16 protein-coding genes and 1 other RNA gene are annotated in these 16,650 nt (G+C 44.2%); 2 read left to right on the top strand and 15 right to left on the bottom strand.

Annotated elements, in window-relative coordinates; translation table 11 throughout:
- Positions 1-32: 32 nt before the first annotated feature.
- Positions 33-296, top strand: an RNA gene (gene ffs / locus OCV65_RS09015) — signal recognition particle sRNA large type.
- Between the two features lie 45 nt (positions 297-341).
- Here ffs and tadA read toward each other — a convergent pair.
- The 5 genes from tadA to OCV65_RS08990 all read right to left on the bottom strand — a co-directional run bounded on the left by tadA (position 342) and on the right by OCV65_RS08990 (position 5,289).
- Entirely contained in the window at positions 342-842 is a 501-nt protein-coding gene (gene tadA / locus OCV65_RS09010) for a tRNA adenosine(34) deaminase TadA (RefSeq protein WP_199665551.1), read from the bottom strand.
- A 30-nt stretch (positions 843-872) separates the two neighbouring features.
- Positions 873-1,739 (bottom strand): DUF6128 domain-containing protein, encoded by an 867-nt coding sequence (locus tag OCV65_RS09005; RefSeq protein WP_262581774.1) that lies wholly within the window; start codon positions 1,737-1,739, stop codon positions 873-875.
- Between the two features lie 32 nt (positions 1,740-1,771).
- On the bottom strand, positions 1,772-3,196 hold the full coding sequence (locus tag OCV65_RS09000) for a deoxyguanosinetriphosphate triphosphohydrolase (protein ID WP_262581773.1): 1,425 nt from the start codon (positions 3,194-3,196) through the stop codon (positions 1,772-1,774).
- 51 nt (positions 3,197-3,247) lie between these two features.
- Positions 3,248-4,465, bottom strand: a complete 1,218-nt coding sequence (locus tag OCV65_RS08995; RefSeq protein ID WP_262581772.1) for a hypothetical protein — start codon at positions 4,463-4,465, stop codon at positions 3,248-3,250.
- A gap of 191 nt (positions 4,466-4,656) precedes the next feature.
- Positions 4,657-5,289, bottom strand: coding sequence for a 4'-phosphopantetheinyl transferase family protein (locus OCV65_RS08990; RefSeq protein WP_262581771.1), 633 nt, complete (start codon positions 5,287-5,289; stop codon positions 4,657-4,659).
- Positions 5,290-5,617: 328 nt separating this feature from the next.
- Between OCV65_RS08990 and OCV65_RS08985 the strand changes: the two genes are divergently transcribed.
- Positions 5,618-5,749 (top strand): hypothetical protein, encoded by a 132-nt coding sequence (locus OCV65_RS08985; protein ID WP_262581770.1) that lies wholly within the window; start codon positions 5,618-5,620, stop codon positions 5,747-5,749.
- A 65-nt stretch (positions 5,750-5,814) separates the two neighbouring features.
- Here the strand turns inward: OCV65_RS08985 and OCV65_RS08980 are convergent, their stop codons facing one another.
- The 10 genes from OCV65_RS08980 to OCV65_RS08935 all read right to left on the bottom strand — a co-directional run bounded on the left by OCV65_RS08980 (position 5,815) and on the right by OCV65_RS08935 (position 16,634).
- Positions 5,815-6,723: a DUF4340 domain-containing protein gene (locus OCV65_RS08980; RefSeq protein WP_262581769.1), complete on the bottom strand. Its 909-nt coding sequence runs from the start codon at positions 6,721-6,723 to the stop codon at positions 5,815-5,817.
- A 20-nt stretch (positions 6,724-6,743) separates the two neighbouring features.
- A complete protein-coding gene (locus tag OCV65_RS08975) occupies positions 6,744-8,186 on the bottom strand; it encodes a GldG family protein (protein ID WP_262581768.1) in 1,443 nt (480 codons plus the stop codon).
- 10 nt (positions 8,187-8,196) lie between these two features.
- Positions 8,197-9,063, bottom strand: a complete 867-nt coding sequence (locus tag OCV65_RS08970) for an ABC transporter permease (RefSeq protein WP_262581767.1) — start codon at positions 9,061-9,063, stop codon at positions 8,197-8,199.
- Positions 9,047-10,054 (bottom strand): ABC transporter ATP-binding protein, encoded by a 1,008-nt coding sequence (locus OCV65_RS08965; protein ID WP_118383209.1) that lies wholly within the window; start codon positions 10,052-10,054, stop codon positions 9,047-9,049. The genes OCV65_RS08970 and OCV65_RS08965 overlap by 17 nt, the downstream gene beginning before the upstream one ends.
- A 222-nt stretch (positions 10,055-10,276) precedes the next feature.
- Entirely contained in the window at positions 10,277-11,329 is a 1,053-nt protein-coding gene (locus OCV65_RS08960) for a helix-turn-helix domain-containing protein (protein WP_262581766.1), read from the bottom strand.
- A 30-nt stretch (positions 11,330-11,359) separates the two neighbouring features.
- On the bottom strand, positions 11,360-11,656 hold the full coding sequence (locus OCV65_RS08955; protein WP_262581765.1) for a type II toxin-antitoxin system RelE/ParE family toxin: 297 nt from the start codon (positions 11,654-11,656) through the stop codon (positions 11,360-11,362).
- A 394-nt stretch (positions 11,657-12,050) separates the two neighbouring features.
- Complete coding sequence (locus OCV65_RS08950) at positions 12,051-12,668, bottom strand: V-type ATP synthase subunit D (RefSeq protein ID WP_118383210.1); 618 nt, start codon at positions 12,666-12,668, stop codon at positions 12,051-12,053.
- A gap of 197 nt (positions 12,669-12,865) precedes the next feature.
- Entirely contained in the window at positions 12,866-14,263 is a 1,398-nt protein-coding gene (locus OCV65_RS08945; protein ID WP_118383211.1) for a V-type ATP synthase subunit B, read from the bottom strand.
- Positions 14,264-14,278: 15 nt separating this feature from the next.
- A complete protein-coding gene (locus tag OCV65_RS08940) occupies positions 14,279-16,054 on the bottom strand; it encodes a V-type ATP synthase subunit A (protein ID WP_262581764.1) in 1,776 nt (591 codons plus the stop codon).
- Positions 16,047-16,634, bottom strand: a complete 588-nt coding sequence (locus tag OCV65_RS08935; RefSeq protein WP_262581763.1) for a V-type ATP synthase subunit E — start codon at positions 16,632-16,634, stop codon at positions 16,047-16,049. The genes OCV65_RS08940 and OCV65_RS08935 overlap by 8 nt, the downstream gene beginning before the upstream one ends.
- Positions 16,635-16,650: the final 16 nt, after the last annotated feature.

Raw genomic sequence — 16,650 nt, 5'->3', positions numbered from 1 at the left:
GACTTTTCCCTCGAAACACGATACAATATGACTCGTGCAGCCGGGGTGGTAGCGGTACCTTGCACCTGCAATCCGCTATAGCAGGGGTGATATTGCGCAGAGGGCATATGCTGGTAAAGCTGCCTTTGGAAAGTGGCGTTGATGTCTGGGTCTCACGCGACGGAAATCTGTGAATCGTGTCAGGTCGGGAACGAAGCAGCACTAAGCGGAACCTTCCGGGTGCCGTGAGGGTGCCTGGACTGAGTTAACTACCAGAGTAACGTTTATTGGTTTTAAGTTCGAAGCGCAATGCACATAAAAAGACAAATCAGGCAGTCTGTCGATTGACAGGCTGCCTTTTCTTATTCCATGCTTTCTGCACGCTTCTTCTCTTCTTTTTCTTCTTTTTTCCGCTGTCTCAGTTCGCGAAAGAACTGTTTCATAAGCTGACTGCATTCTTCCTCCAGCACACCTGTTTCCAGTTCTGCCTGATGATTAAACTGTGCTATATGCAGCAGATCCAGTACCGATCCGGCACATCCCGCTTTCGGATTCATACATCCAACCACTACCCGCGGTATCCGGGACTGTATGATCGCGCCCGCGCACATCTGACATGGCTCCAACGTCACATATAACGTGCATTCTTCCAGCCGCCAGTCACCAAGCTTTTTACTCGCCTTTCGAATCGCTGCAATCTCTGCATGTGCCAATGGACTCTTATCCGTATTTCTCCGATTATATCCCCGACCGATAATCTTGCCCTCATGCACGATCACACAACCGATCGGTGTCTCATCCAACGCATAGGCTTTCTTAGCCTGCCGGATCGCTTCTTTCATATATTTCTCATCCATCGACATCATGACCATTCCTCCTTGCCGCATAGCGTCCTATTTACTTCGCATATGTCTTACTTTTCTGCACCAGTAGCCAAACATCTCATTTTCTTCCGACTCATCCTGCTCTGCCTGCACGAATCTGGTAAATCCAAATACTTCTGCTGCTTTCGCTTCCTTTCGGTGATAAATCCCCGGTACGCCTAACCACATTTGATTCTCTTCTTCCAACAGGATTAAGTAATGATAATTATAATACCCATGCAACAGAAAGCTATTATTTGCCACCCGCCATTCACACCGGGGCAGCATGGCAATCTCCTGTCTCTGGATCTTTCGTATCTGAGGCTTTGTCGGTTCAATATAATGATCAATCTCCTCTTCTGTCAGAGGCACTTCCACGTCCTGCTTTTCTTCTTGCCCGGCTGTCTGCTCCGGTTCCACTGTTTCTTCCTGATCCTGCACAACTTTCTGCAAGATTTCTTCTGTTATAGTCACCGGAATCGGCTCCTCCTGCCAGATTCGAAGTTCACTGATCCGAAGCAGTGCATCACTCCACACCGCCGCATATCTCCGTCCGCTTTCTGACATCAGCAATATCCCGGCAATCGCCTCGTAATGTTCCGGTACTCCGGTATCCTCTGACGTATACACCAACCGATAATTAATCGTCGGATTCACATTCGTAACTTCTCCCTGATATACACACACCGGCACCTGCTCTTCAGGATAGAAAAGATACAGCTTCAATGCAGTCTCTTCTCCCAACCTGAGTCCCTTCCCATGTATATGAATCTTTGTACAATCATCGGCAGTCTCAACCTTTACAAATCCTACATTGCGAATCGGCCTGTCACTTTCGTATTCATACAAATAGCGGATAAACTGCTCCACATTCTCACTTCCGTTCGATGTATTCAAAACAGTTTATTCCGCTTATAATTCAAACATTCCTAATATACACTGGCTGTCAGTTCCTGATACAGTCGTCTCGCATAACTGTCCGTCATACCACAGATATAGTCTGTCGCCAGCAATAATCGCAGATACAGTTTCTCTGCTTCACTCTTGCCCTGTGCATGGAAATGATAGGACCGCTTATAGTTACTGGATATAAACGATACCAGGCGACGGTCAATCGTTCCAAGTTCCTGTTCTTTATCATCATATCCGATTACCGCCCCGATAAAGCGATCCATCAGATAGTTGATCATAACACTTTCCGATACTTCCATCCGATAAATGGTCTCTGTAGCAAACACTTCACGAAATGCCAGATCCCCTAGCAGATCCATCAAGCGCTCCGCAAATGTCCCATGGAACAGATCATACGGATACGTTCCGTTCATGATTGCATCATAATTGGATGTAAATCCATACGTTGCGCAGTTGATCAAAAATCCCTGCACCCGAACGATCCAGTTCTTCACAGCATATTCTTCCGGATCCTCCACATGCATATCTTCCGCTCTGCCATACAACTCCTTCAGCTTAGCAGCTGGTCGAAAACTGCTTCGCGGCTGTGCATAAAGTGTCTCCATCTCCTGTAGTTCTCTGTATAACTTAGCATAAGAAACGAATCCCTTTACAAATGCATCCTCAATATCCGCTGTCTTGTATGCGATATCATCCGCGGCTTCCAGAATAAATGTCAATGGATGACGCGATCCGTTGGTTCCTGTCGCCGTTTCCACTTCTCGGAATATTTCTTCATCTGCATGATAGAATCCTAGCTTATGTCTCTTAATATCCCGACTCTTGGAATCAATATCCAAAGACGTAACCGGATACTTCACAATCGTGTTCAATAATGCATATGTCAGATTCATTCCCCGGTCATCCACCAGATAATGAAGCTTCGTTACCAGGCGAAACGCCTGTGCATTTCCCTCAAAATGATACAGATCTTCCCGCATCTGCAGGGTCAGGATCTCATCCAACGATCTGCCATGATATTCCAATGTATGAAGATGATCTCTGAACCACTCCCGGATCGCATCTTCACCAAAATGTCCAAACGGCGGATTACCAATGTCATGGATCAGTCCCGCACACTGTAGTACATTGCAGATATCTTCTTTCATCTGTACCGTAAACGACGGATCCTTCTTATATGTAAGAATGTTCTCTCCGATATTCTGTCCCAGAGACTTGGCAAACGAAGATACTTCCAGGGAATGCGTCAGTCTGGTACGAATAAAATCACTCTTGTCCAGCGGAAATACCTGCGTCTTATCCTGCAATCTGCGAAAGGACGCACTTCCTATAATCCGATGGTAGTCTTTCTCGAACTCACTGCGCAGATCTGATTTACCGTTGCTTTTTGCAATTTTCCCAGTTCTGTATCTCTGCGTTGATAATAATTGCTCCCAGTTCACTCCGTCACTTCCTCATAATCCCGTTATCTTTGCCGGACGATCTTTTTTCATTTAGTCCAGATAAATCGGTTCTTCGTAATCTTTGCCAAGTAACGCTTTCTTACGCTCCTGATATCCCAAGAATGCCCATTCCGTCATATCTGTCCACGCATGATCTCTACGATCATATACCTGCACATAACCGATGCGCTTTGGATGCATACGGACACTGTTGCTCTCATACTCATGTCCTGTATACGGATTCAACTCTCCGCGCTCCAGATCTTCCGCATCATCATCTTCCTCTTCTGCATAAACCGCCTGCGCGATCTCTTCTTCCTGAGCCGGCTGCTGTTCCTCATAATAAGTCTGCTCTGGCTGTACCGGTTCTTCATATTCAATAAAGTCACTTTCTTCTTCCATTGCTTCTAATGGTTCTGTGGCTTCCTCAATCTCTCGTTCGATCTTCTCTTCTTCATGCTTTTCTTCCTGACGCTCTTTTTTATTACGGCGCTGGAACATTGCTCTCCATCCGGTCAGCTTCTTCTCGTGATGAGTCTGCTCTTTCTTCTCTTCCGCGTAAGCTTCCTCATGAACTTCTTCCGGAATCTCCTGCTGAACCTCCTCCTGAACCTCCTCGTGGATTTCTTCATAACGAGGTGCTTCTGGGATCTCTTCGTGCGTTTCTTCATAGACTGCTTCGACTGCTTCCGCTGCTTCTTCTATCGGTTCTGCTTCCATTAACACCGGCTCGTCAGCGATCTCTTCCATTACAGACACAGATTCTTCCGTCACAGGCTCTTCTATCATCTCATTTACAATCGGAATCTCTCCAGTCTCTCTGCGTACCAGCTCCTCATGAATATCCATGTAATCGCCAAGCGTCATCTCTTTTTCAGATGCGCCGCTCATATCGGTTACCTCTGACGGAATCTGTTCCATTGCGGCATGAAGCTGTTCTGCTTCTCTCGCTTTTTTCTCCTTACGGGCCTTAGTCTTTGCAAGCTTATGCAGTTCCTTCTCTGTAGGGACAATATCCTCTACATTAGCTGCACGCTCTGCTGCCTCGCTGTCTGCAAGAATGCTCAGCTGAAATGGGCATCCAAGAATATCTGCGATCATACGCATATCCTGTTCCTGAAAGTTATCTCGTCCCAGCCTCTGCGTAAGATTCTGACGGGACATCTTCTTCCCGGTTCTCTCTTCAATTGTCTCTGCGAGTTCTTTGATGGTCATGCCTTTACGGCTTAAGATAATCTTGACTTGTTCTCCGAATGTAAGATCTAACATGATAATCTCCTCCTTATTAATCCTTCCGCCCTGCAAGATACAACGACGGACAGACAGAGTCAATGCCCTGTCTATTGTTTATACTCTCCCCACAGGTCTATCTCTCCCACAAACGAACTTATGATAACAAGTTCGTCTTGTAAACTCATAAGTTTCTTGATAAACCTATATTTTTCCCATACAATATTTTATCAAATGATATTTCGTTCGTCAAGATAATGAAGTTCACCAAATTTCTTTTCTGTACTGCATACGGCAATTCTGGCATCTCCTGCATCCGGCTGATACTCCTGATAATAGTATGTTCCCAGCACTGCCTCCGGCTGTCGCACCAGTCTCGCTCCCCGTTCATCCAGTGCTATCTCAAACTCACGCAGATCCTGTTTCATTCCCAGACGTATCGCCTTGATAAAACTCTCTTTCAACACCCAGTATCTGTAAAATCCTTCTGCCTGCTCTGTTTCGTTTTTCTGACTCTGGATCCAAGCCACTTCCCCTGGGCAGAAATATCTCTCAGCCAGTCTGATCTTATTTCCTTTAATCATTTCCACATCGCATCCCACCTGCGCATCCGGTTGTGTGCTGACCGAACATAGCGCATATTTTCCGGAATGCGACAGATTATATGGCATCTGATCCGACAGCTCATAATATTTTCGCATCTGCTGATATAAAATCCATGCCCCTACGCTCTGCATTTTACCTTCTAAAGGTCTGATCCGGTCAGCTTTCTCCCTGCGCCAGTCCGGAAGACGGTTGTAACATCTTCTATATATCATGTCATTCTGAAGAGGCGTGACATCCATAATCCATGTGTGTACCATGCATTTTCCTTTCTATATACAAGTTATGGTAGTAACCATAATAAGCACTATCCAAAACAATTATCACCGTAACTATACCCAAGTATAACATTTACTATGTTTTATATCCATTCTTTTATTCATCCTCAATTAATCATTTTGCATTAAATAAGTATCGTATTGACAACAAATAAGATACAGGATATGATAAAAATACAATATATGCATACTACTATTTTACCATCGCTTGTATGGTTATGGTAATTTATTTGCTTATTGACGATACGCGCAAATCACTGTATGATTGTATCATCAAATTTCTGTTTGATAATACAAGAGAGGAGTACAAATGGAAGAGATGGATAAAAAGGAAATTAAAGATGTAATTGAGTGGTGTGATGAAAAAGGACATAGCGAACACGAAATTCTGGAATTAATCCGGCGGATTGTTGGTGCGAATCCACGAGAAGAGGAAAAATAGCATAAAGGCAAACCGAGCAGCTGCATCTTACAGTCTGCCCGGTCTTTACTATTTTATTTCGTTAACTACTTCCCCGTTTCTTCTATGCTTATCATATTCTGTGCCACAGTTTCACTGATGCGATATACCATATCAGAGCCTTCCACCATGACGTATCTGTTCTCCCCTGCATCATCAGTCTTGCCCAGATACACGGTAAAGGTCTGCTCTTTATCTGAACTGTCAGTATATACCGCCTTTGCAGTAATTCTCTGGCTTTCATCCAGTCCATACTCCGCAAGCTCCTCTGCCGATGCATGATAATTCGCACAATCTGTCAGACTCAACGCCCCAAAACCTCCGGCAAGTTCTCCGACTTGATCATCCTCTTCATATACGGTATCTGTTCCATTTTCAGTAATCGTCACACTCTTCAGATTACCGCTTCCGATGGACGGAACTGTATCGTATTGAACCAGATTGGTCAGATCAAATTGCAGATAATCCTGGAAACCTGAACTGATCGTGTATACCTTTCCGCTGTCTCCCACTGTAGCATAATAGTTCTCGCCTGCGCCGTTGCCAATCAGAATTTCTGTTGTCACGCCATCATTGTCCTGAAACTGAATTGTATAGGACGGTTTATCCAATCCATAATCCGACAGTTGATCCGGATTCTTCAGTTCCCTCACTGCCTCCATCTGCCGGATAGCATCTGCGGTACTCTGAACCGTGTCCTGATTCATTGGAATCTCATTATCTTCATCATATTCCCATGTATCATCCACCTTTGCAAACGACATATTCTGGCTTCCGTCACTATAAGAATATGCAGTAATATCACTGGCATCCGTCAGATATATCTTTGAAGCTTCTGCTTCCTTTTCTTTCTTCTTTTCCGACTTATCGTTCCATGCACTGGCAGCACCATTTGCTACAACAAGCAACAGAATCATAGCCAACAGAATGATTGTTTTTTTCTTCTTTCTATCCATAAGCCACCTTCCTGTCCGTGCTAAGCTTTTCGACGTTTCAGCCATTGCTGGAATCCGTAGATCAATACGATAATCGGAATACCGATAATACATGCAAATCCGATTAATCCTGTGTGCTGCATCGTATTATAAGTAATAGAAAGGCTCTTCGGCTCAATAGCCACATTCTGTACGCCATCGAAGTTTGCTGTCACCGCATTGGCAAACAAGGTCAGATTCTCTAATGTTGAGAAAGAATCGGTAATCTGACTGTCTAGCATACTCTCAGAAGTAATCACCGTAAACCGGCTCTTCACGGTCTCTGTTTCGGTATCGGAATCCTTCTCATTCTCAGCCGTGACATCCTCACCCTCAATGGTCTCCTCTGCAATTGCGCCAAGTACATAAGTGCCCTTCTCCTGGCTGTCCTCCGTCACCGCATATCCATTCGATGATGTGGTCATAAATGATGTGGTTGTAATCGTATCACGTTCCGGATCTGTAAGTTCCATGCCCTGCGCATTTACCATCATTACCATCTGTGTACTCATACCGTTCATCAGATCTGAGTCCCCACTAATATCCGGGAATATATAATAGTAGTTGCCCTGATAACACCGTTCCATATCTGCAATGTAACCATTCACCCTCTGCATGCCATATTCTTTCAGCAATGCATCCAGATTAGGTACATCGCCTTCTATATTACCAAGCAGCACCATCACATCACCGCCGGACTTCATGTAACTTTCAATCTGGTCCTTTTCTTCTGTTGTCAGATCTGCGGAAATACCATTCATGATCAGAAGATCACAATCATCCGGAACCGCACTTGTCATCAGCAGATTCAATTCTTCGGAAGAAACATTATTCTTATCCAGCTGATCCTGTACGGATGTGGAAAATGAACTCTCGCCATGTCCGGTTGTGTAATACACCTTATTCTGACTGTCATTCGTTACATAGTTGATCGCACTGGTAAGCTGTCCCTCGCCGTCAAACTGTGTTGCATCCGTGCTTCCTGTCGTGTAATATGCATACGCATCTGTAACCAGAATCTCGTCAAATGTGATTGTGTCACTTTTTCCGGTGTCTTTGCAAGACACTACGATCGAATTCTCTGACACATTATTCTTCGTAAGCTCTGCCGGATGAAGCACCGGATCTACCCATTTTACAGTCACATTCTTAGACAGTGCCTGATACTTATTCAGAAATGTACGTATCCGTTCATCGGTACTGCTCTTCTCTGCATAAACGGTCACGGTTACCTTCTGGTCCAGCTTTTTCAATAATTTCTTACTGGTATCTGTAATCTCATAGATTTTATTGTCACTGACATCAACCTTCCGCACACTTTCCGGAAGTCTGGACGCCAACATATTCACCAGCACCACAACACACAGCACCAGCACGATCGCACCTACACTGTAGCTGCCGTTGACTGATGCACTTTTCTTAAACTGCTCTTTCAAACGATTCATGCCGCACCTCCTAACTCCATCGTCTCTTCTGTATCATTTCCATCGTAAGAAATACAAAAAATACGATCAGACTCAGATACAGAATGATTCCACTGACATCTAACAGGTTATTGGAGGCAATGCTGTTAAATGTATCAATCAGGTTCAGCTCGCCACAAATGGTTGAAAGCAGGTTCTCGTAAACTTCTGGCTTTACTGCGTATACAATTCCATTTACTCCGAGATTCACAATCTCCAAGATCAGACATATCACCCAGTTCTGGGTCATGCGCCAGACAGCCCAGACTAACAACGACAGTAAAAATGCTATTCCAAATACATTAGCCATAGCTGACGAAGGCAGGAATCCTATGATTCCACTCCACAATTGAATAACCATTAGTATACCAAAGGTACCGATTGCCGCAATAATCTGGCTCTCTGTCAACGATGACACGAACATTCCGATTGCAATATATACACAGCCCAGCAGAAAATATACCAGAATAGATAAGTAATCCGATAATATATAGGCCGTTCCCTGCATCTTGATCATTAAAGGAAATAACAGATATACCGCACATGGGATTCCTAAAATGGTAATCATTGCAAGATATTTTCCCATTACGATCTGGAACAGGCTGACCGGCGCTGTCAGAAGCAATTGATCTGTCCGATTCTTACGCTCTTCCGCAAAGCTTCTCATGGTCAGTAACGGTGCTGCGATCAGCAGCATGAAGATACCGCCGGAAAGCACATAGGAAAAGTACGGATATCCGTAATTCAGATTATATGCCATAAAATATATACCTGAAAATGCAAGTAAAAATACAATGATCACATAACCGATCATGGTATTAAAATATCCTTTTAATTCACGCCTATAAATCGCTGCCATCGCCTGTCACCTCCTCTTTCCCATCATCCCGAATCTCCTGTTCTGCCAGAGACGCTGTATATTTACCCTGGGTAAGCTCCAGGAATACTTCTTCCAGTGTAGTCTGCGACAGACTGAGTGTCGTTAACGGCTGATTATTTCTCGCAAATGCTGTAAATATCTCTTCTCTGATATCCTTCGCATTCCTTGTCTCAATCTGAGCTGTTGTCATCAGATTGTTATCCTTTCGGTAATCCACTTTCTTAATTCCGGATACTTCCTTCAGAATCTCCTGTACTCTCGTCACAGGTGCTTTTGCCTGCAGTTCAATATGTCTGCTGCTCTTAAGTCTGTTCTCCAGATTCTCCGGGGTATCACTTGCCACCAGCTTACCTCTGGAAATGATCATAATGTAATCGCACACTTCACGGATCTCTGCCAGAATATGCGAACTCAATATAATCGTATGCTTCTTAGACAGCTTACGGATCAGCTCTCGAATCTCAATGATCTGCTTCGGATCCAGACCAACTGTCGGCTCATCCAGAATGATCACCTCCGGGAATCCAAGGATTGCCTGTGCAAGCCCAACTCTCTGTCTGTATCCCTTGGACAGGTTCTGGATCAGTCGATTCTCCACTTCACGGATGCCTGTCATCCGAATCACGTCATTCATCTGTTTTTCACGTTCTTTTTTAGGTATCTTCTTCAGTTCGGCTGCAAACTGCAGATACTCCCGAACTGTCATATCCATATATACCGGCGGCTGTTCCGGCAGATAGCCAATACTCTTCTTTGCAAGCTCAGGCTCTTTCAGAATATCATGCCCCTGGATTAACACCTTCCCCTCGGTTGCTCCAAGATATCCTGTCATAATGTTCATGGTTGTAGACTTGCCCGCACCATTCGGTCCAAGAAGACCATAAATATGCCCCTTTTCAATACGAAAGCTCAGATGGTCCACTGCTGTATGATCGCCATACATTTTCACCAGATTCTGCACTTCAATCACAATATCTTCCTCCTCTTTAATACTCTTAAAGAATCATTGTAAAAAGAAAGTATGACGATTCATTGTAAAAAATGTGTTTTTTGTGTGTTCAGTTTGTGAAGGTAACATTACCCGCATTCATGCTAATCTCAAACTAATTGCCAAAAAATAATCATCTGAAATGTCAAAAGCAGGCATCCATGCTAATACATAGATGCCTGCTTTCACAAGTTATCTTGCTGTTTATACTGATAATACATATTTGGTCTTTAAGTCATTGCAACGATTATAATTTATGAAACCTTCCTTTTGCAGACGTCCGACAACAATTCCACACAGGATATTTTGTTTCTGAGCAAAAGAGCAAATGGATGTTTTTGAAAAATCATTCAGAGACGTAAATGCATTAAATTCTACAGTAGGAATTAATGTCTCTTTTGCGAAGTTGTCAGCAGCTTCTTCGTCTTCATCTGTTGTACCATCAGATTGATTGATATGACCAAGCAAAATATGACCGAGTTCATGAAATAAACTAAACCAGAATTTATCTGCATCTTTGCCACGTACTGTTAATCCAACAACTATTTTATTTCCATCACAGAAAGTTGCTCCATGCAGGAAAGAACCTCCGATATGAGGAAGGAAAACAAGTGCAATACCACAACCAGATAACATCTCAATCAGTTTAGGACAAAAATCAGCAGGGTTCATTGCTGTCATGCTTCGTATTTCCGGTAGTTTCTCCTTAAGAGTTTTTAAATCAATCAATGACGTTTCAATGGCACGAGCTTCCAGTTTTGCTTTCTGTGCCCATGCTAATAGAGCGAGATTACCCTTTTCTGTTTCAGCCAATCTGCGACATGCAATTTTTGATAATTTCATATCCTTGATAATCTCAAGATTTACAACTTCAAAATATTTTCTAAGATAAATTACCTTTTCGGTTGCCTCTCTGGTTTCCGGTACCCAACCATTCTTTGACATTTCACGATAAGGTAGTTTTTTCACAAGCTCTTTATCAGAATCCATTTCGTTCTCTGCATTTGCTTTTATGAGTTTTTCGCGATAAGTAGCTTCTAATTTATTCCAAAACTTAGCAGGAACGCCTAGTACCATTTCTAAACGAACTGCGACTTCCGGAGTCAACTGAACATCACCATTGATTAATTTACTAATATGTTTTTCGGACATACCCATGCGTAATGCAAACTCTTTCTGGCTAAGCCCTCTGTCAATCAACTGCTCTTTAATAGTTGCTCCCGGCGGTGTTGCAATAAAGCTGCGACTTTTCACCATCGTAATACCACCTCCTAGTAGAATGAAAGTTTAATGATAGTCTACAATTTCCATTACGTTTGCAATTTGAATTTCATTCCCTTTTCTTTCAAAAACCAGTCTGTAAGGATGAACTAAATCCATTGCGTATTGGCCTTTTCGATTGCCTTTTAATGGATGGCATCTTCCGATATGGAATTTAACCATTTCCTCAACAGTATCAGATGCAGCTATTTCGTCTATACGCTGATGGATTTTTTCAGCCATTTCTAAACCGTATTTCTTTTCTGCCTCACTTGCTAGTGTACACACCTTTTCAATCCTGCGAGACTTATATGTTATTTCCAATCTGTCACCTCTTTTGCGGATTTACCTTTGAGGTAAATCTATTATATTCTGTTCAACTATATATGTCAATAATCTCAATCAACTCAACTGGCAAAATACGTTTCATTTGTATTGCAACATTTTTTATTCAGATTACATATATACTACATCCAAGCGAATTATATGTCAACATTTTCATAACCTCACGCTTTAACTCATCACAACAATCGAGTAGGCCAACACCTACTCGACGTGCAATCAATGTCATCTCGCCTGTCGGCTCGATGAACATTGGCCGCCATATAGAAATTCGTGCAAGCACGATTTCTGCATAGCGGCTTATTGCACAAAAAGAGAACCTGCCTTTCGGCAAAGTTCTCTCCAGTTTTTTCTCGTGCTAAGAGGTTCTGAATAATTACGCTCTTTTCATATTCTTGATGACTTTCAGTCTGGTGAATTCCTCACGCTCTTTTTCTTCCAGTGCATTATTAATGTTATGAACCAGATTCGTATACATCGGAATCGTTATATTCTTCAATGCGTTGGCACGCTTCTGCGTCTTTTTAATATTTGATGCCAGACGATACGCAGAGTTCTCAACCATGGACAACTTAATCGTCAGGTCTTTCACTTCACGAAACGCCTCTCTCGCAATATCAATCGACTCGCTGGTCGTGCTGAATGAGTACGTAAGGTTATTCTCTTTTTCATCATATTTCACATGCGGAATCTCTGTACCCATGATGCTTCGCGTCTGGATACGAATGGATTCCTCTATCGGCACGGTAAATGCGAGCTGCTGCACCTTGCTGATACCATGTTCAATATTCGCACGCTGCAGGCACGCATATGCCTTGGTAAATGTGCTGTCGATCTGCTCCTGAATCTCCTTTGCCTCATCGATCAGAGCCATCAGTTCTTTCAGAAGCACATTACGCTTCTTATCCATCAGGTCATACCCCTGACGAGCAAGAGCCAGAGAATTCTTCGCCAGCATCAGATTTCCTTTGGTGGGAAACTCTCGTGGATCCATATCATCGACTCCTTTCCTTGTTGCCTTCAAAATCCGCGTGAACTCGTGAGCTTTGCTCACTCATTCACGTCAAACTCGGCGCGTCTGGGATTTTTCTTTTTCCTGAAAAATCCGCGTGAACTCGCGAACTCCGTTCGCTCATTCACGTCAAACCCGGCTATACAGGCATCATCCTGTAGATGCTCCGCATCTCCGTCTTATGCCTGTGCATCCGGGGATTTTTCACGTGGATAGTACTTTTCTATGATCTTGGTGTCGATTCGATCGAGTTCTTCTTTCGGAAGCATTCCGAGAAGTTCCCAGCCGAGGTCAAGTGTTTCCTGGATCGTACGGTTCTCGGTCGGTCCCTGTCCTACGTAACGTTTCTCAAATTCCTTACCGAATTCCAGATATTTCTTATCCAATGGGGACAATTCGTCTTCACCGATTACGGATGCCAGGTTTCTTGCCTCACCTACTTTTGCGTATGCAGAGAATAGCTGGTTGGCAAGTCCCTGATGATCTTCTCTGGTGTATCCTTCACCGATACCATCCTTCATCAGACGAGACAGTGACGGAAGTACACTGATTGGAGGGTATACACCCTGCCCGTAAAGGTTACGATCCAGTACGATCTGACCTTCAGTGATGTATCCTGTCAGGTCAGGGATCGGATGTGTGATATCATCGTTCGGCATGGTCAGGATTGGAAGCTGTGTTACCGATCCTTTGGTGCCTTCCACGATTCCGGCACGCTCATAAAGTGTTGCAAGCTCACTGTACAGATATCCCGGATATCCTTTTCTTGATGGAATCTCTCCCTTTGAGGAAGATACCTCACGAAGTGCCTCTGCAAATGATGTCATATCTGTCAGGATAACCAGAATGTGTTTGTTGCATTCAAATGCCAGATACTCTGCAACGGTCAGTGCAACCTTTGGCGTAATCAAACGCTCTACAACCGGGTCATTTGCCAGATTCAGGAACATACACACGTGATCGGATACTCCGCTTTCCTCGAATGTCTTACGGAAGAAATCAGCTACGTCATGTTTTACGCCCATCGCAGCAAATACGATCGCGAATTCTTCATCGGAATCATCTCCCAGTGATGCCTGCTTTACGATCTGTGCCGCCAGCTGATCATGCGGAAGTCCATTGCCGGAAAAGATCGGCAGCTTCTGTCCACGGATCAGAGTGGTCAGACCATCAATTGCAGATATACCTGTACGGATATAGTTACGCGGATATTCACGGCGCACCGGATTCAGCGGCAGACCATTGACATCTCTCTTATCCGTAGAAAGCAGTGGTCCCAGTCCATCGATCGGTACTCCGACTCCGTTAAATGTTCTTCCCAGCATATCCGGTGACACTGCCACTTCCATCGGGTGTCCGGATAATTTGGTATGTGTATTTACCAGGGACATATTCTCGGTTCCTTCAAATACCTGGATGACAGCTCTGCCTTCATACAGTTCAATAATACGTCCCATTTTCTTTTTATTACCATCTACAACGAACTCTACGATCTCATCATAGAATGCGTCCTGAAGTCCTTCCAGAACTACGAGAGGTCCGTTGATATTACTTAAGCCAAGATATTCGATTGCCATTATCCTCTCTCCTTTCTATGCGTTCTTTGCTAATACGTTATTGTAGAATTCATCAATCTTTGTCTTATAGGTATCCAAAAGCTGAAGATTATCGTTTGGTACATCGTACTTGATAGCGATAACTTTCTCGAAGATGCCTTCTGCTTTCAGTACTGACATCGGATGTCCCATTGCCACCAGCTTACGGCTGGTCTTATAAAGATACAGGATGACATCCATCATCTTAAACTGCTTTTCCAGTGATACACAGGTATCGTCCTTATGGAAGGCATTCTGCTGCAGGAATCCCAGACGGATTACTTTTGCAATCTCCAGGATCAGCTTCTGATCATCCGGAAGTACATCCGCACCGATCAGTTTAACAATCTCCATCAGACTGTTCTCCTGCCCAAGCAAAGACATTAATCTGTTTCTATAGTCCACAAATTTTGGCGATACATTATCCGTATACCATCCGCTAAGATCTGTCAGATATTCACTGTAACTGGTCAGCCAGTGAATTGCCGGGAAATGTCTTGCATATGCCAGTGACTTGTCCAGTCCCCAGAAGCAGCGGACAAATCGTTTGGTATTCTGTGTAACAGGCTCAGAGAAATCACCACCCTGTGGGGATACCGCACCGATAATAGATACAGAGCCTGTAGCACCGCCCAGTGTCTGCATCATTCCGGCTCTCTCGTAGAATGCTGACAGACGAGATGCCAGATATGCCGGGAAACCTTCCTCAGCCGGCATCTCTTCCAGACGTCCGGATAACTCTCTTAATGCTTCTGCCCAACGCGATGTAGAATCTGCCATGATCGCTACGTCATAACCCATATCACGGTAATACTCAGCCAGTGTAAGACCTGTATAAATTGATGCCTCTCTGGCAGCTACCGGCATGTTAGATGTATTCGCGATCAGTGTCGTTCGATCCATCAGCGGATTACCGGATTTCGGATCGACAAGTTCACCAAACTCTTCCAATACCTGTGTCATCTCATTACCACGCTCACCGCATCCGATATAAATAATGATATCCGCATCGGACCACTTCGCGATCTGATGCTGCGTCATGGTTTTACCGGTTCCGAATCCCCCTGGGATTGCTGCCGTTCCGCCCTTTGCGATTGGGAACATCGTATCCAGAATACGCTGTCCGGTTACCAGCGGTACGCTTGCCGGATATCTCTGATGCACCGGTCTTGCTACTCGAATCGGCCATTTCTGTGTCATAGTCAGTTCCTGAATATCCCCATTAGAACGCTGGATCTTTACCAGCACTTCATCAATGGTGTAATCTCCATCCGGAACGACGTCTACTACTTTTGCTACTTCAACCTCCGGCGGCACCATACATTTGTGTACAATTGCGCGGGTCTCCGGCACTTCTGCAATTACAGATCCGCCGTGTACTACATCACCCTTTTTTACCGTCAGATGGGTCTTCCATTTCTTTTCTCTATCCAGGGAATCAACCGATACACCTCTGGTAATAAATGCACCACCCTTATCAGCGATACGTTCCAGCGGTCTCTCAATTCCGTCAAAGATATTATCCAGGATACCAGGTGCCAGCGTTACTGACACCGGTGCTCCGGATGCTTCTACGATCTCTCCCGGATGAAGTCCCGAAGTTTCCTCATATACCTGAATGGTCGTACGTTCTTTGTCCAGTGCAATAACCTCACCTACCAGGCGCTGTTCACCTACATATACCATTTCAGACATCTTAAAATCACTTTTTCCTTGCAGGTAGATTACAGGGCCATTGACGCCGTAGATAACTCCTGTCCTTTTCTTATCCAATGCCCGTACCTCCTCTAAACATAAAATCCTGGAATTCTTCTTCCAATGCTCCTTTGTACGCATGGTCAATCAGCACATTCCGGCCTTTTACCACCGCTCTCACACCACCGACAAAATTCTCCTTGCTGACTGTAAGTGTCATTCCTGTGTGTTCCTCCAGCCATTCCTTTTTGTCTGCGTCTGACGGGTTAATATAGATCTTGAGATCTTCCCCATTTGTGAATCGTGCCGCTTTCTCGATATATGCTACCAGAAGTTCTTTATACTCATCCGTCTTCATGAACTCCTGTAATTCTTTCAGCACTTCCTGAAACAGTTCCTGCTTCAGTTCTTTCTGACGTTTGCCATACTCACGCTTCAATTCCAACTGTGCCTTAGATACAGCCATATTCTGCTGCTGTCTGGCACTGACTGTTTCTGCCTTGATCCGCACATCTGACTGACGGTTGGCCTCGCCTTTGTGCTGATTCAATACATTCGTCAGAGTCTGTTCATGCTGTTTTACAATCGCGTTCGCCTTTGCTCTTGCTTCTTCCATAGCAGCTTCCTGCAAATGCGCTACTCTCTCGTCTATCGTCAAGCTTCTCACCTTCTTC

The sequence above is a fragment of the Dorea ammoniilytica genome (assembly GCF_025567415.1).
GTDB classification, from domain to species: Bacteria; Bacillota; Clostridia; order Lachnospirales; family Lachnospiraceae; genus Claveliimonas; species Claveliimonas ammoniilytica.
This window is presented reverse-complemented; position numbering and strand designations above follow the sequence as displayed.